At 62.9% G+C, this 21,088-nt stretch carries 16 protein-coding genes; 6 read left to right on the top strand and 10 right to left on the bottom strand.

Features of this window, described 5'->3' with window-relative positions; translation table 11 throughout:
- The first annotated feature begins 25 nt into the window (after positions 1-25).
- From HNQ40_RS09635 to HNQ40_RS09610, 6 genes are all read left to right on the top strand, one after another.
- Positions 26-883 (top strand): Cof-type HAD-IIB family hydrolase, encoded by an 858-nt coding sequence (locus HNQ40_RS09635; protein ID WP_184677630.1) that lies wholly within the window; start codon positions 26-28, stop codon positions 881-883.
- A gap of 37 nt (positions 884-920) precedes the next feature.
- A complete protein-coding gene (locus HNQ40_RS09630) occupies positions 921-1,394 on the top strand; it encodes an SRPBCC family protein (RefSeq protein ID WP_221435462.1) in 474 nt (157 codons plus the stop codon).
- A 15-nt stretch (positions 1,395-1,409) separates the two neighbouring features.
- Positions 1,410-1,853, top strand: coding sequence for a dUTP diphosphatase (gene dut, locus HNQ40_RS09625; protein WP_184677628.1), 444 nt, complete (start codon positions 1,410-1,412; stop codon positions 1,851-1,853).
- Positions 1,854-1,911: 58 nt separating this feature from the next.
- The gene (locus HNQ40_RS09620) at positions 1,912-2,997 is read left to right on the top strand and encodes an alpha/beta hydrolase (protein WP_184677627.1); all 1,086 of its coding nucleotides are present in this window, start codon (positions 1,912-1,914) and stop codon (positions 2,995-2,997) included.
- A 154-nt stretch (positions 2,998-3,151) separates the two neighbouring features.
- Positions 3,152-6,067 (top strand): DNA translocase FtsK, encoded by a 2,916-nt coding sequence (locus tag HNQ40_RS09615; protein WP_184677626.1) that lies wholly within the window; start codon positions 3,152-3,154, stop codon positions 6,065-6,067.
- A gap of 133 nt (positions 6,068-6,200) precedes the next feature.
- Entirely contained in the window at positions 6,201-6,806 is a 606-nt protein-coding gene (locus tag HNQ40_RS09610; RefSeq protein WP_184677625.1) for a hypothetical protein, read from the top strand.
- A 778-nt stretch (positions 6,807-7,584) separates the two neighbouring features.
- Here the strand turns inward: HNQ40_RS09610 and HNQ40_RS09600 are convergent.
- The 10 genes from HNQ40_RS09600 to HNQ40_RS09555 all read right to left on the bottom strand — a co-directional run bounded on the left by HNQ40_RS09600 (position 7,585) and on the right by HNQ40_RS09555 (position 20,866).
- The gene (locus HNQ40_RS09600) at positions 7,585-9,312 is read right to left on the bottom strand and encodes a M3 family oligoendopeptidase (protein ID WP_184677623.1); all 1,728 of its coding nucleotides are present in this window, start codon (positions 9,310-9,312) and stop codon (positions 7,585-7,587) included.
- Between the two features lie 140 nt (positions 9,313-9,452).
- On the bottom strand, positions 9,453-11,111 hold the full coding sequence (locus HNQ40_RS09595; protein WP_221435461.1) for a choice-of-anchor I family protein: 1,659 nt from the start codon (positions 11,109-11,111) through the stop codon (positions 9,453-9,455).
- Positions 11,112-11,228: 117 nt separating this feature from the next.
- A complete protein-coding gene (locus HNQ40_RS09590) occupies positions 11,229-12,221 on the bottom strand; it encodes an NAD-dependent epimerase/dehydratase family protein (RefSeq protein ID WP_184677621.1) in 993 nt (330 codons plus the stop codon).
- 29 nt (positions 12,222-12,250) lie between these two features.
- Positions 12,251-13,354, bottom strand: a complete 1,104-nt coding sequence (locus tag HNQ40_RS09585) for a lactonase family protein (RefSeq protein WP_221435460.1) — start codon at positions 13,352-13,354, stop codon at positions 12,251-12,253.
- Between the two features lie 39 nt (positions 13,355-13,393).
- Positions 13,394-14,635: an argininosuccinate synthase gene (locus tag HNQ40_RS09580; RefSeq protein WP_184677619.1), complete on the bottom strand. Its 1,242-nt coding sequence runs from the start codon at positions 14,633-14,635 to the stop codon at positions 13,394-13,396.
- 185 nt (positions 14,636-14,820) lie between these two features.
- Positions 14,821-15,381, bottom strand: coding sequence for a PEP-CTERM sorting domain-containing protein (locus tag HNQ40_RS09575; RefSeq protein ID WP_184677618.1), 561 nt, complete (start codon positions 15,379-15,381; stop codon positions 14,821-14,823).
- A gap of 82 nt (positions 15,382-15,463) precedes the next feature.
- Entirely contained in the window at positions 15,464-18,043 is a 2,580-nt protein-coding gene (locus tag HNQ40_RS09570) for a hypothetical protein (RefSeq protein WP_184677617.1), read from the bottom strand.
- 95 nt (positions 18,044-18,138) lie between these two features.
- Positions 18,139-19,167, bottom strand: a complete 1,029-nt coding sequence (locus HNQ40_RS09565; RefSeq protein WP_184677616.1) for a type II secretion system protein — start codon at positions 19,165-19,167, stop codon at positions 18,139-18,141.
- Positions 19,168-19,249: 82 nt separating this feature from the next.
- Positions 19,250-19,633: a winged helix-turn-helix domain-containing protein gene (locus HNQ40_RS09560; RefSeq protein ID WP_184677615.1), complete on the bottom strand. Its 384-nt coding sequence runs from the start codon at positions 19,631-19,633 to the stop codon at positions 19,250-19,252.
- 294 nt (positions 19,634-19,927) lie between these two features.
- Positions 19,928-20,866 (bottom strand): HDOD domain-containing protein, encoded by a 939-nt coding sequence (locus HNQ40_RS09555; RefSeq protein ID WP_184677614.1) that lies wholly within the window; start codon positions 20,864-20,866, stop codon positions 19,928-19,930.
- Positions 20,867-21,088: the final 222 nt, after the last annotated feature.

Genomic DNA, 21,088 nt, shown 5'->3' with positions numbered 1-21,088 from the left:
GTTCACTTTTAACTCATCACTGAAAATGAAGTACGACCTGATTGCCTTGGACCTCGACGGCACGTTGCTCGGGCCGGACCACACCGTTAGTACGGAGAACCGCCGCGCGATCGCGGACGCGCAGGACGCGGGGGTGCTGGTCGTGCCGTGCACGGGGCGGGGTTGGCGGGAGTCACTCAATGCGCTGGGCGATGTGCCTAACTTGCCGGTAGGCGTGTTCAACACCGGCGCGGTGGTGGTGGAGATGGACTCGGGCCACGCGGTGGACTTGGCCGACATCGAGCCGCATCTGACGCTCGAGCTCATCGAGTTCATGCGTGACCTACCCCAGGCCGTGCTCGTCTTCCAGGAACACGGCCGAACCGGCCGCGACTTCCTCGTCACCGGCGACGGCGAGATCACCGACAACACCAAGCGCTGGTTCGCGATGAACAACCTGCTCGTCGCCGAGAACCGCCACCCCACGCCCGAGGACCTGCACCACAGCCTCCGCGTCGGCGTGGTCGCCACGGGGCGGGCCGCGTTCGATGTCGAAGAACAACTCGTCGAACGCTTCGCCGACCGCGTGGACCTGCACTGCTTCGCCGGTGTCCCCACCGCCAAGGCCGAGGACGCGGTATTCATCGTCGAGGTCTTCGCCAAGGGTGTCAACAAGTGGCGAGGCCTCTCCTGGATCGCCGACCAACGCGGCATCGCCCCCGACCGCATCGCGACCATCGGCGACGAGATCAACGACCTGGCCATGCTCGAACACGCCGGCCTGGGTGTCGCGATGGCGAACGCCGTCCCCCGCGCCGCGGAGAAAGCCGACCGCCACACCCTCAGCCACTCCGAGCACGGCGTCGCCCACGCGATCCGGCAGATGCTGGAGGGCAATTGGTGATTGGGCGATTTCGTGATTATGTGATTGAGAGACGTTGGTGAAGATCGAGATTGTGACCGAGATCGTTGCGCCGATTGACGCGTGCTTTGATTTGGCACGAGACATCGATTTCCATACACGGAGCCTGAGCCACACGGGCGAGCGTGCCATCGGGGGTGTAACCACCGGGTTGATCGGCCCAGGCGAATCGGTGACGTGGGAAGCGAAACACCTCGGGGTTACGCAGCGCCTGACTTCGGAGATCACCGCTTTCGACCGTCCCCGCTACTTCCAAGACACCATGACCCGCGGCGCCTTCAAGCACTTCGGCCACGATCACCACTTCGAATCACTGCAAGGTGGCGTTACCCGCATGCGTGACACGATCCATTTCGCCTCGCCCCTCGGCCCGATCGGGTGGCTCGTCGATCGCCTGTTCATGGCAAAATACCTCCGCAACCTCATCGCCACGCGTAACCAAGCCCTCAAAGCCGAAGCCGAGCGTCGCAACCCTCAATCGCCAAATCACTAAATCGCCACTCGCCATATGCTCCAAGTCCCCATCCAACGCCTCCCCCACAACACCGACACCCCCCTGCCGGATTACCAGTCCGAGCACGCCGCAGGCATGGACATCCACGCCTGCCTCGATGAGGCGGTCGTCATCGCGCCCAAGCAGATCGCGATGATCCCCTGCGGCTTCGCGATGGCGGTGCCCGACGGCTACGAAGCCCAGGTCCGCCCCCGCTCGGGCCTCGCCAGCAAGTTCGGCGTCACACTGCCCAACAGCCCCGGCACCATCGACGCCGACTACCGGGGCGAGGTCAAGGTCCCGCTCATCAACCACGGCCCCGCCGCCTTCACCGTCGAGCCCCACATGCGCATCGCCCAGATGCTCATCAAACCCGTCCCCCGCACCCAATGGGTCGAGGTCGACGAGCTCCCCCCCACCGACCGCGGCGAAGGCGGCTTCGGACACACCGGTGTGTGACACAAACTCGCCAAAGCCTGACATCCCGAGGTTACAATTCGTCTCTACGATGGCTGGTTTGCTGCACTCCAAAACGTCGCGTCGTCTGTGGTCCTTGCTGTTGCTTGTGCCTGCGGTACTGGTGTCGGTTGGCTGCGAGAGCATTCTGGGCGAATGGGTGAGCCGTACGCCGAACCACGGCAAGCCGCTGGAGAAGATCGATCGGGTCGAGCCCTTGGCCCTCGACGACGCGGTGATCGATCACGAGTTCCGTATCGAAGTCGAGAGCGACGACCCCGTGTCGCTGTGGGTGTGGGTGATCGATCCGAGCAACGAAAAGTTCATGGGGATCGAGACCAAGGAAGACGACCCGGACCACCTCCAGCCGTTGTTCCACATCGATCACAATGCCCCGCGTCAGACCCGCGAGCCCGTGGCGACCGTGCTGATGTTGCACGGGTTTTACGACTGGATCAATCGGCGGTGGTACCTGATGTGGGCCCGCATGTTGGCTGAGCACGGCTACCGCGTGGTGCTGGTGGACCAACGCGGCCACGGCCGATCGACCGGCAAGTGGGCGACCTACGGCGTGCGTGAGTCGCGCGACATGCAGCGTGTGCTGGACGAGTTGGAAGAGCGCAACCTACTGGCCGGGCCGGTGGGTGTGTGGGGCGTGTCGTTCGGCGGGGCGACGGCGGTGCAGCTGGCGGACCTCGACGAGCGGATCGAGGCGATGGTGTTGATCTCGACGTTCACGTCGATGCGCGACATCGTGCCGGACTACGGCCGGGCGATCGGGTTCCGGTTCCTTTCCGACGAGCAGTACACGCGGGTGGTTGACCACGCGGGACGGCATGCGGACTTCGACCCGGACGACGCGGACGTGATCGATCGGCTGGCCCGGATCGACACGCCGACGTTGCTCATCCACGGCGAAGAAGATCGACTGATCCCCATCCAACACGCGATGCGTCTGTACCACGCCGCGGACCGGGACAACGTCGAGCTGATCCGCGTGATGGGCGCGAACCACACCTCGCTGGGCGATACGGTCGTCTGGCCGATCTACCAGCCGATGCTGGACTGGTTCGAGCGGCACCTGCTACCGGAAGAAGAGCAGACCCAGGTGGCCAACGAGGCCCATTCCGGGCAAACCGACCCCTGATCTGGGGAACTTTCATGTGTTTCGAGGGGATTCTTTGGCGTCTCTGCGGGGCTTCTGAATCTGTCGCCGCATCGACGCTTCGGCCGATAGAGAACAGGCGCAGCGCGATGGTTGTGCGCTGTGATCGTGATTCACCGTTAAAGGGTCCAATAAAATGGCCAAGCGTAAAACAAAGAAACAAAAAGAAGCAGATGAACGGCTGGCGGTGCTCCGGCAGATCGGGCTGGCGGTCGCGATCGGGGCGTGGCTCATCGTCGTGGCCTCGCTGCTTAGCTACAACTCCGCGGACGCGCCGTCGCACGCCGTGGGCGTCACCAACGCCGACACCGCCAACTGGATGGGCCCGCTGGGCGCCGCCATCGCGCACAAGGCCTACCTGGTCATCGGCCCGGGCGTCTGGGTCGCCACCATCGGCCTGGGGGCCTGGCTCGTCCTGACCCTCGCCAACCGCCCGGTCAACCAAACCGTCATCCGTGCCGCAGGTCTGGCGATCATGACTGCCACCACCTCGGGCATGATCGCGGTGGCGACCACGCAATTCGTCACCGGCTACGACGGCGCGCCCCAAGGCCCGGGCGGCCTGCTGGGTGTACTGATCCACGAAGAGATCGCCGGGCGTTTTGCCACGGCCGGCAGTCTGCTGATCCTGGGCATCGCGTTCTGGATCGGGGCGCTGCTCGCGGTCGATCAGATCGTGTTGGCGATCCCTCGGGTGCTCGCCGAGGGCGTGATGCGGCTGATGAACGTGAGCCGTGAGCGGTTCCCGGGCATCCCCGAGTTCAACATGCCCCGCTGGAAGATGCCCAGCATAGCGGGCTTCGGTTTCATGTCGCGCGAAGGCGGCGGTGTGGCCCAGCGCGAGAACGACCTCGACGGCGGCCACATTGAACTGCCCTCGAAGTCCAAGCGTAAACGCAAAGGCAAACGCCACGGCGACGACGAAGAGATCGATGAAGACGCCGGCGGCCTCGGCGGCAGCGAGCCGTTCGAAACCGCCGAGGACGACGAGTACGAATACGAGTACGTGTACGAAGATGAAGAGGAGGAAGACGAGAACGCGGATATCGAAGCACAAGCCGGCGAGGACGACGAAGACCTCTCGGCCGACGCGCCTTCGGCCTACGTCAACTCAAAGAAGAAGTTCGACCCCGACGAGCTGCGGGCCAAGATGTCGCAGATCCCGATCAACTTCGCCAAGAAACAAGAGACCCACGAGGCCCCCATCCGCGAGATGGACCTCACCGGCTACCAGTTCCCCGAGATCGACTTGCTCGAAGACCCCGAGGTGGGTTTCAGCGAAGAGATGCGCGGCATCGTCGAGCAGCAGGGCCAGGAACTCCAGGCCGCCCTGCTCGAATACAAGATCAAGGGCGAGATCGTCAACATCGACTCGGGCCCGGTCATCACGCTGTTCGAGATCAAGCTCGCCCCGGGTACCAAAGTATCGCGCATCACCGCGGTGCAGAGCGACCTGGCCCGTGCCCTCAAGGCGCCGAACATCCGCGTCGTGCCCAACATGGCCGGCAAGAACACGATCGGCATCGAGGTGCCCAACCTCAAGAAGGAACGCGTCCGCCTCAAGGAGCTCATGAGCGTGAACCGCGAAGCGGTCGCCAAGATGAAGTTGCCGATGTTCCTGGGCAAGGACGCCTCGGGCAACCCGCTGGTCCAAGACCTCAACGCGATGCCCCACATGCTCATCGCCGGCACCACCGGTTCGGGTAAATCGGTGTGCATGAACTCGATCATCATGTCCTTCCTCTTCACCAAACGCCCCGACGAGCTCAAGCTCGTCCTGGTCGACCCGAAGATGGTCGAGATGTCGATGTTCAAGAGCATCCCGCACCTTATGTGCCCCGTCGTCACCGAGATGAACAAGGCGGCGCAGATTCTGGAGTGGGCCGTGACCAAGATGGACGAGCGCTACGAGCTGCTCGCCGAGGTCGGCGTCCGCGACATCGCGTCGTACAACGACCTGGGTTGGGACGAGATCAAGGACCGCCTGGAGATCGAAAACGACAACGAAGCGGCGCGCATCCCCAAGAAGCTGCCCTACCTCGTGTTCGTGATCGACGAGTTGGCCGACCTGATGATGACCAACAAGGAGGTCGAGGGTTCGATCGTCCGTATCGCCCAGAAGGCCCGTGCGGTGGGCATCCACCTCATCCTCGCGACGCAGCGCCCGCAGGCCAACGTCGTCACCGGCCTGATCAAGTCGAACATGCCGTCTCGCGTCTGCATGAAGGTCGCCTCGGGCATGGACTCCCGCATCGTGCTCGACGCCAAGGGCGGCGAGCTGCTGCTGGGCCACGGCGACATGCTGTTCCTCTCGCCCCGCTCGTCCGACCTGGTAAGAGCCCAGGGCACGCTGGTCGACGACATCGAAATCCGCAAGTCGGTCAAGTTCCTCAAGACCGTCAGCCAGCAATCGTTCGAGCCGCAACTGGTTCAGATCAAGAACGGCGGCGACGCGGGCGCGCTAGACGAAGAACGCGACGAGCTGTTCGACGACGCAGTGATGGTCGTGCTCGAGACCGGGCGCGGCTCGGTGTCGCTGCTGCAACGCCGGCTGACCATCGGCTACTCGCGTGCCTCGCGCATGATCGAGCAGATGGAAGCCAGCGGCATCCTCGGCCACCACAAGACCGCCCAGGCCCGCGAAGTCCTCATCAGCCCCGAAGAGTGGGAAGCGATGAAGGAAATGATCGCCAACGACATGGTCGAGAGCGACGCCGTCGCCAACGGCCCGGAAGCCGAGGCTCAAGCCACGGCGATCGAAGACGAACAGGCCGAAGCCCAAGTCGAGGAAGACGAAGAACTCGATCTCGATGACGACGAGGACGAGGCCGAGGTCGTCGACGAGGCCGCGGTGGAAGTCGAAGACGAAGAAGACGTCGAGGATGCCGAAGACGACGAGTACGAATACGAAGAAGTCGACGAGGCCGAGGGCGACGAAGAGGAGTACGAAGACGACGAAGAGGAAGAAGACCCCGACGTCGAAATGGAATACGAAGAGGTCGACGATGAGGAGTGGGAAGAAGCGGACGAGGAGGAAGAAGACGAGGATTAACCCAGAATCAACCCCGAAACGGTTGACAAACCTCACCGAATCTCGAACGATAACGACGGCCGCGCAGGCCGTCGTTTTTCTTTGCGAATCACCCCACGTACCCGTGTGAAACACCCGACCGAAGGATTGAACCATGAAAGACCTGACCAAACTGATGGCCCTGCTGCTCTGCCTGAGCGCCACCCTGCTCGCCTGCTCCAGCGACGGCGGCGGCTCGGACGACGGCGGCTCCAGCGAGAAAAGCAGCGACCCGGACGACGAAAACAAAGGTGCCGTGGAGGCCGCCCGCGCCGCCTGGCCCAGCTACACCGACGGCGATTACGACGACACGATTGACCTGTCGGCTTACAACGTCGTGACGATCGTCCCGTTCGTGAACCTAACCGACAACTCGCAAGACGAAGACGCCGGCGAAGAGTTTGCCGAGGTCGTCGAAGAAGAACTGGCCGACCGCTACAGCGACCAGTTCACCACTATCCGCGTCTCCAAAGACCCGCTCGGCCAGGCCGACGAAGTCGTGCTCCGCGGCCAGGTCTACGACTACAGCAAGTCCGGCTACAGCTACTGGACCGGTCGCTCCAAAGCCAAGTTCAAAGCCGAGATGTCCCTCACCAACGGCCAAACCGGCGAGGTCCTTAAATCGTCCCGCATCAAAGAAGACTCCCACAGCGACAGCCGCGACGAAATGCTCGAAGAAGCCGCGGAAGACGTTGCGAAGATGATCGGCAAGAGCAAATAACCGTTTTACCAATCGCATCGCGGCAAAGCCGCGGCGCTACATACATAAACCCCACGAAGCGACGCGGTTCACCGCGTCGTTTTCTTTTCTCGTTCCCATCGCGAAACACACGACCACCTCTGCCGCCGCAGCCCCGACTTCACCGGATTGTTCTCCACATACCGGATCGCGTTCCGCAGGTGCGACTCATCACGCACAAACGGTGCCCAGGAGTTTCGCGCCCACGGCGAAGGCGTTCGGCCCGACACAGACCGATGCTCCGCCAACGGATGCAACCCTGCGTCCCCCATTGCACGCGTCGCCCTCGCTTTGAGATGCGACGCAATCTCGCTAATCGGTCGGGAGTGGCGTGCCATCACAATATGAGCATGATCGGGGAGGATGGCCAAGGCGTAGAAAACATAGCCCCGCTCTTTGGCCGCCACCGCAAAGCCTTCCGCGATTAACTTGGCTTGGTGGCCCGTAAATCGAACTGGTTTGTACTTGAGTGCATCCTTCGCTGCTCTCCGGGAGACCTGATCGTGTGGGATATGTGCCACCGATTGGGTGGAGTCTGTCTTCGTCGCGGGCCCGAACGCCGCCAATTCGTAACGCCGAACGGTTGTTGACCACGATCCACGCGGGTCATTGGGGAGCCAGAACCCGTACGCGGAAAGAATCATGTGATAGGCGATGACCCGGAGCATCGGTTTCATCGTAACGCGGCGAAGCCGCGGCGCTTCATATAATTCACACCATTGTCAAAAGAAGCGTCGCGGGTATGCCGCGATTCGCTCAATCATTCGGGCAGTTTTTCCAACTCATCAGCCACCGCATCAATCAGCGGGGCGAGGGTGTCCTTGGTGAAATCGAACTTGATGCCCGCACCTTCAAACAGTTGGGGCAGCGGCTTGGTGCCGCCGAGGGTTAGGCCGTCGCGGTAGCCTTGGAGGGCGGACGCGGGGTCGTTCTTGTACTTCAGCCAGAGCTGCAGTGCGCCGAGTTGGGCAATGCCGTACTCAACGTAGTAGAACGGGATGTGGAACAGGTGCAGCTGGGCGTGCCAGCGGTGGGCGACGACGTCGTCGTAGCCGGTGTAATCGAGCACGGGACTGGTGAATCGGCCGGCGATCTGCTTCCAGGCGACGGTCCGCGCCGCGATGTCGTGGCCGGGGTTGCTGTAGAGCCAGTGCTGGTACATGTCGATGGTCGCCATCCACGGGAAGAAGCGGATGATGCCTTCGAGCTGTTTGCGTTTGGCGCGGGCGGCTTCTTCTTCGTGGTCGTAGAACACGCCGTAGTGGTCGCAGCCCATCAGCTCCATCGACATCGAGGCGACTTCGCAGAACTCGATCGGCGCGTGCTGCATGAACGTCAACGGCTCGGCCTGGCTGGCCCACATGTAATGAAACGCGTGGCCCGCCTCGTGCAGCATCGTGTCCACGTCCCGCTGCGTGCCCGCGGCATTCATGAAGATAAACGGCTCTTTCGATTCCGCCAAAGATGCTTGGAACCCACCGGCCCGCTTGCCCTTGCGGCTGTCGAGGTCGAGGTTGCGGCCGAACTTCAGCGTGGCGAAGTCCTTGGCGAGCGAAGGCTCGATCTTGCTGAAGATATCCTTGGCCCCGCTCACCATCGCGCCCGCGTCGTCCTCGGGGAACGGCCGGAGCGGCGAACGGCCCTTCACATCCACCGAGCCGTCCCACGGCCGAAGCGTATCCACGCCGAGCGCCGCCTTCCGCTGTTCGTCCAGCTCGGCAATGCGGGGCATGATTACCGACTCGATCGCGTCGGCAAAGTCTTCGCAATCTTTGGGCGTGTAGTCGAAACGCTGCCAGCTCTTCCACGAATACTCGAGGTAGTTCTCGCAATCCGCGTTCTTGGCCATCTGCTCGCGCAGCTCGAACATGTCCTGGAAGATCTGGTCGATTTTCTCGCGATCTTCGAGGCGGCGGTTGGCCGAGAGCTCCCAGGTTTCCTGCCGGACCGCGCGGTCGGTCTCTTCCTGGTAGCGGGCGAGCTGCTGCAGGGTCTGGGTCTTGCCGTCGTAGTCGACGAGCATCGCGCCGATGGTCTTGTCGTACTCGCTGTTGAGCTTGGTCACCTCGGTGGACAGCGGTACGTTCGCCTCGCGGAACAGCTCGAACGACGCCTTCCACTCGCGGGTGAGGATGTCGTAACGCTCGGGGTTGAGGCCCGCCAAACCCGGGGCATCGAGATACTTCTTCTTCAGCTCGTTGCCCAAGGGGGCGAGCTTGGGGGCGATGTTCTCGACCCAGTGCATGTAGGCTTTTTCGATCGCTTCGTCGTCGGTGTGGCAGGCGTGGTCGATGTTGCGACGGCTGCCGTACTCGCTCATGACTGCGGAGAGCTCGGAGTAGTCGGTCAGCCACTGCTCGACGGCTTCAGCTGATTCGAGTTCACGTTCGATCAGCGTTTTGAAGTACGGCTCAACCTGCGCCCAATCGGCGGGGTCGAAATCAGCGGCGACAAAGTGACGGGCAGGCGGGGTGGAGGTTGTGGTCATGGCGAAAGTATAGATGACCACGAACGCATCCGGACGCAATCGCAACACAGAATCTCAAGCGGATTACCGACAAAAAAAGACCCGGCATAAGCCGGGCCGTCTTTCTCCCTTTAGAGGGTCGAGTTGGGTTGAGTCGAGACTCAGGCCTTCCGGCGACGCAGCAGACCGAGGCCCGCGACGCTGAGCAGAGCGGCGGCGGTGCCGGGCTCGGGCACGGCGTAGATGGTGGTGGTGCCGCTCACTTCGTTGGTGACGACCAGCAGCGGGATGCCCAGAGCGTTGTCACCCGCGGCGATGAACAGCAGGCCCTCGGGGCCCAGGTCGAGGCTGCCCAGGTCCGAGGTGAGCGTGCCCGTCGCGGCGGCGACCGCGGTGGCGAGGTCGGCATCATCCACGCTGAAGTCGCGGGGGTTGATGTACTCTTCAAAGCTCACGGCGTTGGGGTCGGTGACGTCGTAGACCATGATGCCGCCGACACGCTCGAGGCCGATGAAGGCGTAGGTCTTGCCATCGATCTCGCCGAGGGTCACGCCTTCGGGCTCGGGGCCCTTGTTGTCGGAGCGGCCTTCTTCCGAATCGTTTTCGTCGTTGGTCGAGTTGAAGACCACGCCGGCGGTGTTGGCGGTGATGGTTTCGAAGTCGTCGCCCGAGTCGAAGACGAGGTTGCCGTTTTCATCGAAGATCGAGAACGAGCGGGTGCCGTAGCTGAACAGCTCGTCGAAGTCGTTGTCGCCGTCGGTGTCGCCGTCCCAGGTCGAGACGCCCAGCCGGCCGAGTTCGCCGTCTTGCTGCAGGGTGGCGGCGTTGGGGAAGGCGGTGGCGTCGAGGGTCAGGTCCTTGATGCGTTCGTCTTCGCCGCGGTCGTCGCCTTCGTTGGCGGTGATGTAGTAGTTGACGCCGCCGGCGTTGTAGGTGGCGATGGCGTCGGGCATGAACATGCCTTTGACCGGCTCGGTGGTGATGTTGATGCCGCCGTCGCGGTCCGAGGCGTCGAGCTCGTTGCCCGCGACGCTGTGGTCCTTGGTGCCCAGGGCATGGATCGAGGTGACGGTGCTGGTGGCGATGTCGACCACGGCCACGCTGTTGGCTTCCTGCAGGGTGACGAACGCGGTGGTGCCGTCTTCGCTGACCGCGATGTACTCGGGCTCGACGTCGGCGGCGAGGGTGGCGACACCCGGGTCACGGCGGACGGCGTTGGTGGGCGTGTTGCCGAGGGTCGCGGTGGTCGCGGTGTTGGCGTCGGTGAAGGCGGTGAAGCCGGCGGTGGAGACCGCGAAGGTGTTGGTGTCGATGATGCTGACCGAGCCGTTGGGGTCGACGCCGCCGTCGGGCTCGCCTTCGTTGGCGACCAGCAGCTTAGAGCCGTCGGGCGTGAAGGTGAGCATGTCGGGCAGAGCGCCGACGGTCACCGCGGAGCCGGCCGAGGTCAGGTCGCCGGCGTTGAAGAACTGCACCTGGCCGGGGTCGGTCACGGTGGCGGCTTCGACGGCCACGGCGACCAGGCCGTTGTACACCGCGACGCTGTTGGGCGAGCCGGCGAGGCTGATCGAGCCGATCTTGCTGGGCATGGTCGGGTCGGACAGGTCCAGGACATCCACCTCGCCGCTTGCGGCGTTGGTGACAAACAGCCACTGGCTCGCGGCGTCGTAGGCGGGGATCTCCGCGGCCGAGCTATCGAAGACGCCGGAGCCGTAGCTGCCGATCACCGTCAAGCCGAGCTGAGCCTGAGCCGCCGAACCAAAAACCAAACCCGCGGCGAGGGTTCCCGTTGCGAAAGCTGCCTTGACCTGTCGTTGCATCCTGACCTCCATGGGGGTGAAAAAGTGGAGGCCGGAAGATACGCCGCCCGTGCAAGCGTGCTGTTGTGATTGCGTGAGCAGTATGTAAAAGCGGGTTGAGCGGAAACCGCGTTCAGCTCACCCGCCCAGGGATCGCTGCGCCGCGGCGATGCGGTCGTACAACGCGTCGCGCTCGGGGGCGACGATGGCTTTCGGACCACCCGCCCCCGCAACCCGCTCGCGATACGCCGCGACGCGGTCGGCCATGAATTGATCCAACGGCGTGTCGCAACCGAAATCGCCCACGACCGACTTGATCTTGCGGTTGTCGAACTGGGCGGACCAGACTTTGTCGCCCCATAGCGGGCCGTCCCAGTCGGGATTGAACTTCACCAGCGTATCGGTCGGCACGTGGACCACGTCCGGCGTCACCCCCAGCGTCTCACCCAGCGCCGCGTACAGCGTGTTCCACGCATACGCGTGATCGCTGGTGAGGTGGAAGTCTTCGCCGATCGCTTTCGCATTGCCCAGCAGCTTCACAAACGGCGGGGCGAAATCGGTCGATGCGGTCACCGTCCACAAACTCGTCCCGTCCCCCGGCACCACCACCGGCAAGCCCCGCTCCATCCGCGACGCGAGCAAGTCGCCCTCGCCCATCGCGGTGATCAACATGTCACGGCTGGTATGGCTCGGACGCAAGATCGTCCAGGGCAATCCCTGCGAATCACGCAGCAACGCCTCGCAGTCCGCCTTGTTGCGGCTGTACTCCCAGTGCGGGTTGATCAGTGGCACGTCCTCGGTGATGAACTGCACCCACACCGGCTTGTGGTAGGCCGACGCGGTCGAGATGAAGACGTACTGCCCTACCTTACCGGTGAGCAGATCGATGTCGCGCTTCAGCTTGTCGACGCCGAACACCCGGAACTGGCAAACAGCATCGAAACCCATGTCCGCGATCTGGGCGTAGGCCGAGTCGTCTTCGAAGTCGCAGGTGATGAATTTCGTCTCGGCGGGCAGCCCCGCGTTGGAGTTGCCGCGGTTGAGCACCCACGTCTCGTAGCCCGCCCGCACCGACTCGTGGACGCAATCGAAGCTGATCTGCCCCGTGCCGCCGACGTAGAGAACTTTCATGCGGTCATCGTAACCGATGCGATCGCCACTCAGCCCGGCAGCGGGCAGACGAAACACGGGCTCATGACGTCGAGGCGTTGGCCGGTGGGTTCGAGGATGCCTGTATCGGCGTCGAAGTGGAAACTCGTCAGGCGGTGCGCATCCTGCTCGGCCAGGACCACCAATGACGGCCCGCAAAACGCGAAGTTGCGCGGCGTCTTGCCCGTGGGCGTATCCGCAATCGGTGACAACTTCCCGCTCGCCTCGTCCACCGCAAAGCTCGACAGCACGTCCGGCCCACGGTTGCCAACCACCACATACTTCCCGTCCGGCGAGACCGCGATCTCCGACGGGTGACTCGCCTGCCCCGCGTGCATATCCGGCGAGGCCAGCGACGAGATCACCTGCTCCACCCACAGCCCGCCGTCCTCGGCCTGATACCGCAGCACCGCGATCTCGCTGCTGAGTTCGAGGTCGACATACATAAAGTTGCCGTCACGTGACCACACCGCGTGGCGCGGCCCGGTGCCCGCGGGCAGCGTCGCCCCCGCCGCATCAACCCGTTTGGCTCTGCCATCCGCGTCCAGTTGATAACCCACCACCTCGTCGATGCCCAGGTCCACGACGTACAGCCATCGGCCGTCCGGGCTGGTTAGCGCCGCGTGGGGGTGCGGTCCTTCCTGACGTGACGCGTCCGGGCCGGTGCCGACGTGAGGCAGGATGGCCGTAGGTTCGCCGACGCGTCCGTCGACACCCAACGCCGACACCACCGCGTTGCCCGCGAGGTAGTTGGCGGTGAGCAGGTAACGCCCATCCGCCGTCGGCCGCGTCCACGCCGGCCCGACGCCTTGCGAGCCGACCTGTTGCAGCGTGCGGAGCGAGCCGTTCTTTGCGTCGACTTCGAGGACGGTCACGCAGCCATCGTCGGTGCCGTTGAAATCCACGATCTCGCTGCTGGCGTACGCCCGGTCGCCCGCAGCGTTCACGCTGACATACGACGCGTTGCGCACCATGACCGGCTCGCCCACGGGAGACAGTCGGCCGTCCGCATCGACACGCACCAGCATCACGCCCGGCCCACCGCCCACGCTGTGCCCCAACCGCTCGGTGTACGAGCCGATGAGCACATGCACGGGTTCAGAGCCGGGAGTCACAGACGTGTTCAAGCAGAACCACTCCGTCAGACAGCGGGTTTACTTTTTGACCTTCTGCCGCATGCCGCGGACCTGCATGGGCAGGCCGTAGAGGTCGATGAAGCCGCGGGCGGCGGTGATGTCGTAGCCGTCCATCGCGAAGCTGGCGAGCTCGGGGTCGTACAGGCTCTGCGGGCTGTCGGCTTCGACGGCCATCGCGGTGCCCTTATACAGCTTGACCTTCACGGTACCTGTGATGACCTTGTTCGCCTCGTCCATGAAGGACTGCAGCGCTTCGCGGAGCGGGTGGAACCACTGGCCGTTGTAGGTCAGCTCGGCGTACCGCGTGGCGAGGCGGATCTTCTCGTGCCACAGGTCGCGTTCGAGGCAGAGCTGTTCGAGGGCCTTGTGGGCTTCGTAGAGGATCGTTCCGCCGGGCGTTTCGTACACGCCGCGCGACTTCATGCCGACCAGGCGGTTCTCGGTGAGCACAGTTTGGCCGACGGCGTGTTGGCCGCCGATGTTGTTCAGCCGGGCGATCAGTTCGTGGCCCGCGCCCTTGAAGTCCTTACCGTCCACCGCGACGGGGTTGCCCTTCTCGAAGGTGACGGTGACGTACTGCGCCTTGGCCGGGGCCTTCTCGACGGGCACGGACATGACCAGGCAGTTCTTCCAGTTCGGCTCGGTGGCGGGGTCTTCGATCTCGGCGCCCTCGTGGCTGATGTGCCAGAGGTTGCGGTCGCGCGAGTAGATCTTCTTGGTCGTCTGGTCGATCGGGATCTTGTGCTTCTTGGCGTAGTCGATCGCGGTCTCGCGGTCGGTCAGGCCGTCTTCGATGAACACGGGGTCTTTCCACGGCGAGATGATCTTGAGCTTGGGATTAAGCGCCCGGGCGGTCAGCTCGAAGCGGACCTGGTCGTTGCCCTTGCCGGTCGCGCCGTGGCCCACCGCGTCGGCCTTGGTCTGCTTGGCGACCATGACCTGGTGCTTGGCGATCAGCGGCCGGGCGATCGAGGTGCCCAGCAGGTAGTCCGACTCGTACACCGCGTGGGCCCGGATCATCGGGAAGCAGTACTGCTCGGCAAACTCTTTACGCAGGTCCTTCACGACGACTTCGTCCGCGCCGCTGGCGTAGGCCTTCTTCTCGATGCCGTCGAGCTCATCGCCCTGACCGAGTTCCGCGGCAAAACAGACCAGCTTCACGCCGGGGTAACGGCCCTTGAGCCAGGGCAGGATGACGGAGGTGTCGAGCCCGCCGGAGTAGGCGAGGACGATTTTCTTGGGGTCGGACGAAGCGGCCATCGGAGGTTCCTAACGGGGATGTAAAACAGGCATTCACACGGCCAAACCGGCCGCGAATCCCACACGATACCACACCCCCCCGCAAGCTTCATCTCCGCTCCAAACCACGAAAAAGCCCGGAGTCACGAGGAGCTCCGGGCCTTTGCTGTCTGTCTAAATTGTCGATCCGATCAAACGATCCGGGATCAGGCGAGGCGCCGGCGGCGGGCCGCCATGGCCAGGCCACCGAGGCCAACCAGGGCCAGGGAGGCGGGCTCGGGGATCACGTAGCTGCCGTTGACCGCAGCCACTTGATCACCGTTGAGAGCGAACAGGGCCTGGTACTGACCGGCACCGGGCTCGCCATCGGCGAAGACGACTTGGGCGAAGCCGCCGTTCAGCGAGGTGGTGGGAGCGCCACCGAAGGTGGTGATGGTGCCGGCGATTTCCGAGGTGGTATCGACATTGCCAAGCACCGAGAGGCCCGAGCCGATCGTGGGAAGACCCAGGATGTCCGAGTCATCGTTACCGGCAACAAAGTTGTACACGCCAACCGCGGTCTCGGTCTGCAGGAACTGGCCGGCGGTCGCGGTGGTGGTGAAGTTGATGGTGTCGTAGTTGACGCCGTTGGCGTTGATCTCGAAGGTAAACAGCGCGTTTCCGCCCGTCGAGACGTCTTGGGTCACCGTGATTTGGGGCTGAGCATAGGCAGCACCGGAGACCGCGAACGACAGGGCGAGTGCACCGGCTTTAAACATAGACTTCATATCCATTCTCTCCAAATAAAGGGGTTAACTAAGTGGGCCGGGCGGCCGAGCCAATCGGCCGCCCGGCATGTTTGCGATGTCATCAGGCGCGACGCGACGAGCGACGACGACCGATCAGGGTCAGACCGCCCAGGGCGGTGAAGACAAAGGTGGTGGGTTCGGGGATGACCGACGATGCGTCGATGCCGAACGAAGCAAACGCTTCGGCCGCGGCACCGACACCCGCGTTAAAGTTCACTGACACGATGCTGACGTCCAGGAAGTCAACGACACCGTCGCCGTTGAAGTCACCCTGTGCCCAGCCCACACCGGTCTGGTTGAAGTTCGCCGAGATGATGCTGACGTCCAGGAAGTCGACTTCACCAGTGAGGTTCGCGTCGCCGAAGAACGTGCCGAGGATTTCGGTCACGAGTTCGGTCACGTCGTCTTGGTCAACATCGAGATCGCCGTCCATGTCGGCCGAGAGATCGAAGCCCGCGGCTTCATCCAGGTCGGCCCAGTTCGCAACGCCATCGGTCACGAAGCTGTTACCCACAAACTGATCGAAGACGTAGTCGATGTCCTGGGCATCCACCGTGCCGTCGAATCCTTGGGGGGCCCAACCGCGAGCCTGGAAGCCACTGCCGGCTACGTCACCACGGCTGTCACCGGCGGCGTAAGCCTTACCGGTGGCGAGGGTGGTGGCAAAGAGGTTGCCGGAAGTCGAAGCGTTATCAACATCGATGAAGTTCTGCTTACGATCGAGTTGCTCACCGCTGCGGCCCTGGTTGAAGAGGCCGTCCGCACCGTAGCGGACGTCTTCAGCGGTGAAGCTGCCGTCGCCGTTGAAGTCGCCGAGCAATTCCAGCGAGGCTTCGGCGTCGCCAGCCGCCAGAGCATCGCGGCTGTTGATGGTGTTGCCGAAGGCGTCCACAGCAGCCGCCGCACCCTTAGCGCCGCTGTTTTCGTAAGCGTTGACCATCGAAGCGATGTCGTCCTTGTCGCGGTCGCCGTCGTCGTCGAAGTCACCCGCGATCGCGTTGCGGTCGGCATACGCGTTGCCCGCGAACATCGAGCCTCCCTCGGTCAGGACCGTGCCGTCGTTGGCGATGTAGCCCACGGTACCGTCGGTGCCGTCGGTGTAGGTGGTGACGCTGAAGCCGCCGCCGGAGATGTCGGTGCGGTCAGAATACTTGCCGTAACGGTTGCCGTTGCTGGCGGTCGGGCCGTACCCGGTGGTGATGTTGTCGGTGGGCAGCAGGCTGGGGTCGAGATCGTAGACACCGCCGGGGCCGGACAGGGCCGGGCTGAAGTCACCGTTGGCGACAAACTGGTCGGTATCCGAGGTATCGGGAAGAGCTTCCACCGCGGGAACCAGAGCGAACGACTGGGCGAGAAAGTCACCGGGCGTGCCGGCCAGCGCGGCGTTGGGGTCGCCGTTGAAGACCACGTTGTTGGACGAGGCGTTCGCGACCGAGGTGCCCAGCTTGGGGAACACGTAGCTGTTGAGCCAGTCGGCCATGGTGTCGTTACCCACGGCGAGGAGCTGGTAATCGCCGTCGACCGAGTCGTCCCCGGCGCGGCTGTTGCTGCCCAGGCCGTCGGCGAGGCCGGAGTAGCCGACCGCGAGACGGAAGTTCTGGACGGTGCCTTCCATCCGCGACGAACCGCCCTTGTGGGTCGGTTGGAATTCGGGGCCGAGGCGGTCGAATTGCGAATCACCCGAGCCGTTCTTTTGCCCCACGTTGTCTCCGCCGGCCCACGAGGGGTCGACACCGATCGAGTTGGCGAAGCCGTTGCGGGTACCCGAACCCGAGTCACGAGCGACGAAGCCGAGGTTTTCACCGGTTTCGGTTCGGCCGGTCACGTAGCCGTGCTGCAGGGTGGTCTTGCGGACTTCACCTTCACCGCCGGCGGCGGAGCCGTTCGAGTCGACTTGAGCCCCGTAGTTGGCAAACACGCCGATGGGGGTCCAGGCGATTTCGGTGTCGAACAGCGTCTGGGCGTCGGGGTTGCCTTGGTTGAGGTTGAGCGTCGTGCCGCCACCGCCGGTGGGGGTCAGGCTCTTGAGCTTCTGGCTCTGACCCGCAGCGCCCGTTCCGCCTTCGGAGAAGATGTTGATGTTGGATTGGATCGCGTTGTTGCCGTAACCGGCACGGGGAGCGTTGCCCGTGTTATCGAAAGGCGAATTGTCCCACTTCGCGCCGGCGCGGGTGTCGGTCACGAACCAAGCCGAGGGAACGTCGACCGCAGACATGTCGAAGTAGACATCGCCGGTGAACGACGAGCTGGGGGTCGCCGCGACGGAGTTAAGGGTCGCGTAGTCGTTGGAGTTGTAGTTGCCGCTGGACCAGGCTGCGCCCGCGCCGTTGTTGTAACCTAAGTCAACGAGTTCCTGGAAGCCGTTGCCCGAGCCGATACCACGGGATTGCACGTTAAAGGTCGAGCCGAACACGTTATCGAGGGTGGGGACCGAGAGGTCGGTAACAACACCATCGCCATCGAGATCGATCGCGTCGTTACCCTGAGCATTGGCTTCGAAAAAGCCACGGAACAGGGTAGCGCCGGTGGTGTTGACTTCATTGGTCTTGGTCCCAATGCTGAATTGGGCCGAAGATTCAGATGCGAATACAGCGGCCAAAAGAGCTGCCGTACTGAACTTGACGATACGATACTTCTGCATGATTATCCTGCCTCCATCAATCAAACACTTGATCACAAACAACATTTATCCGGCCGGCACACACCGACCGCAGTGATGAATAAAGCACCGAACGGTTATTCGAAATCGGCCCCCAGGAAAGAGAACTCCGGAGAGCCCGTCGCGGCATAGAACTTCGCGCCCCATTGCTTTTCCGCAATCGTGTCACGGAAAGTACTGCCGTCAACACGAGCAAAGTTGGCCGTCCCCCCCAATTCATCCCCACCGGGGTGGTGGCGGCCCACTTGGTTCGGCCCCTCAAGGAAGCCGCCCGGATTCAGGTGCGTTGCCTCGTCGGTAAGACCAAAGTTCGACGTATCGGACCAGAGCAATTTGCCGTTGAAGACATCGCCCGCCAACGCGGCAACCGAATCACCAGCCCCCAGGGTTCCGCTTGATGCGCCGTTCACCGGGTTCACAGGACGGTGGCTCTTGGAGATACCGGATGCATCCGAGATGCCGGTGTAGCTATCAACGAATTCTGTCACCATGATGGTCTCACTTGCCGAGATAATTTCGGAAGCGCGGACCTGTCGATTACTCTGCATTGGAGCCGAGCCGGCAGGAAAAAATTTATTACGTGGGATCACGATTTCGCTAGCGGTGTATGCCAGCACATCCACCTGCCGGTCCACGGTTCCTGCATAGGCGGGGGTGTATCCGCCTGGAGTAGATGCGCCGTCCCTTGCGTTGGTAGCGGGGTGGCCGCGCCTTTCCATCTCCGGGCACGCAAATGCCTCCAGAGCAAGCGATCCGCCGGAGCTGGCAAGCAGCAGATATGACCAGTGCATATAACCTTCTGCAGGATTTGATCCAGCCTGCTCGACAAGGTTCCAGTCAGTTGACATCGTTTCCCCGCCGTCCCACGGGTTGGGTGGGTAGTAGTAAGAAGCGGGAAGATACTCCTTGGATTCGACGGTGTATCCCTGCATGGCAATCGCAACCTGGCGCATGTTCGAGGCACACGCGATCGCACGCGCCTCGCTACGAGCACCCCCCAAGGCGGGAAGGAGAATTCCGATCAAAAGTGCGATAATCGAAATAACAACAAGCAATTCGATCAAAGTGAATGCGTGGAAACGGTTCGAGTTACGGGTCGCCAGCATGGGCGTGGGCTCCAGGTATAAGGGAAATATCGGGTGAAGGCACAGTGTTATGCTCGATGGTCGCAGAGACGCTAGCGTTGAATTACGAATCCGATTGATCGGCGTGAATCTCTCCGCGATGCGTCGGGGAACTTTCGGTCAATCGATAACCCTGACCGCGGACGGTCTGAACTTGCACGGCCCCGGGGCCGAGCTTCCGCCTCAGTGCGGCGATGTGATGCTTGATGTTGGCGTTGGTCGCCGGGGCTTCTCGAGAGGGCTGGCCGAATCGGCGGTTGAATTGCTCGGCCGAGACCACCCAGCCGGGGCGCTTGGCCATCGCGTGGATCAGGCGGAACTGGGTCAGCGTGAGCTCGACCCTTTCGCGGTCCACGTAGACCTCGTAGCTCTCGGGGTGGACCGTGATCCGACCCACACACAGCGGCGTGTGGTCCCCATCCTCGACCCCATAATCAAGTGGCGTCAACACCTCGTACCCTCAATCACAAACTCAAACGTGACGTTAGACCGACGAAACCACCCACCGAATTCATGTTGACTGAAAAGATACGGATCGACTGTCGCGATCATGCAAACAACGCGTTAAACGATTTTGAATAGTTCGCAAGCAATGTGTCAGTCGGGGCCGCGCCTGGGTGATTGATGTCCGTTTGATAACCGCGCATAATAAAAGACGACGACACTTGCGTGCCGTCGCCCGGAGGGAAAAGAGAGATCGGGGTTGGGGGGCGAAACCTGCGGTCTTGCCGCCAAGGCTGACTTAGAAAATGCCTTGGGCTTCGTCCATGGCTTCGGGGAGCTGTTCGGCGACTTCGTCGATGTCGGTCGCGTTCAGGTTCAGGTGCTGCATGATCTCGCTGGAGATGGGGGCGTCGAGCTTCACGTCGTGAGCGAAGCCCAGCTCCATCTTGCCAGCGATGTGGTCGGCCACATGCGTCAGGCAGGCGAGGGTGCGGTTGTTCTCGGCCAGGTCCATCGGGTGGTGGTGGAAGCCGGTGACGTATTGGAAGGACACGGGGAACTTCCAGAGCTTGCAGAGGCCGGCCCCGAACATCTCGTGGGTCGCACCGATGCAGGCGAACTCGGCTTCACGCAGGGTGCAGCCCTGTTCTTCGACCATGGCCAGCGCTTCGATGAACTTCGGACGGCGGGCTTGGATCTCGACCATGATGCCGATGTCGTGGATCAGGCCTGCGAGGAAGGCCTCGTCGGGCAGGCCCAGGCCGCACTTGTTGCTGAGCAGACGCGTCGCGGCGGCGGTGGCGATCGAGTGTTGCCACAGGTCGCGGGCGTCGAAGTTGTTGCTGATCTTGCCGCCGCGGAACAGCTTGGCCAGCGACGCGGCGATGGCGATATTCTTCACGGCGTTAAGGCCCAGCAGGACGATGGCGCGGTTGATGCTGCCGATCTGTCCGGGCAGGCCGTAGAACGCGGAGTTCACGACCTTGAGGATGCGGGCACCCAGCGCGGGGTCGTTGCTGATGACCTTGTTGAGGTCCTGGGCGGTGGAGTCGGGGTCTTCGACCAGCTTGATAATCTTCATCGTCACCTCGGGGAGGGTGGCGATGTGGCTGATCTCTTTGATCGCAGACTGGACGTTTTCCTGGATGGCGGCGGCCGAACTGGTATCGGCCGAGCCGGCGGGAGCGCCCTCGGGAGCCTTGGGGGTGAGTTCGGTATCGGCGGATGCTTGTGACATATGGATCTTTCCTCTCTTCCGAGGAGCTCCCAGACCCGAACCGAGGGCCTGGACTCTCTGGCTGAGGTATCGACGCCCGCTGTCGAAGAATTAACCCCGCGGCCCCGTCTCGGGGATTTCCGGAGCAACCCTGCCGTCACAACCGGCCCAACCGTCAGTTTGAGCAAACTCAAATCTGCGAATCGGGCTTGAGAGGCGTACGAACGGGGTCTACGATGGCTG

Source organism: Algisphaera agarilytica, from assembly GCF_014207595.1.
Lineage (GTDB): Bacteria > Planctomycetota > Phycisphaerae > Phycisphaerales > Phycisphaeraceae > Algisphaera > Algisphaera agarilytica.
Note: the sequence above shows the minus strand (reverse complement) of the source record. Positions and strands in the feature narration are given on the sequence as shown.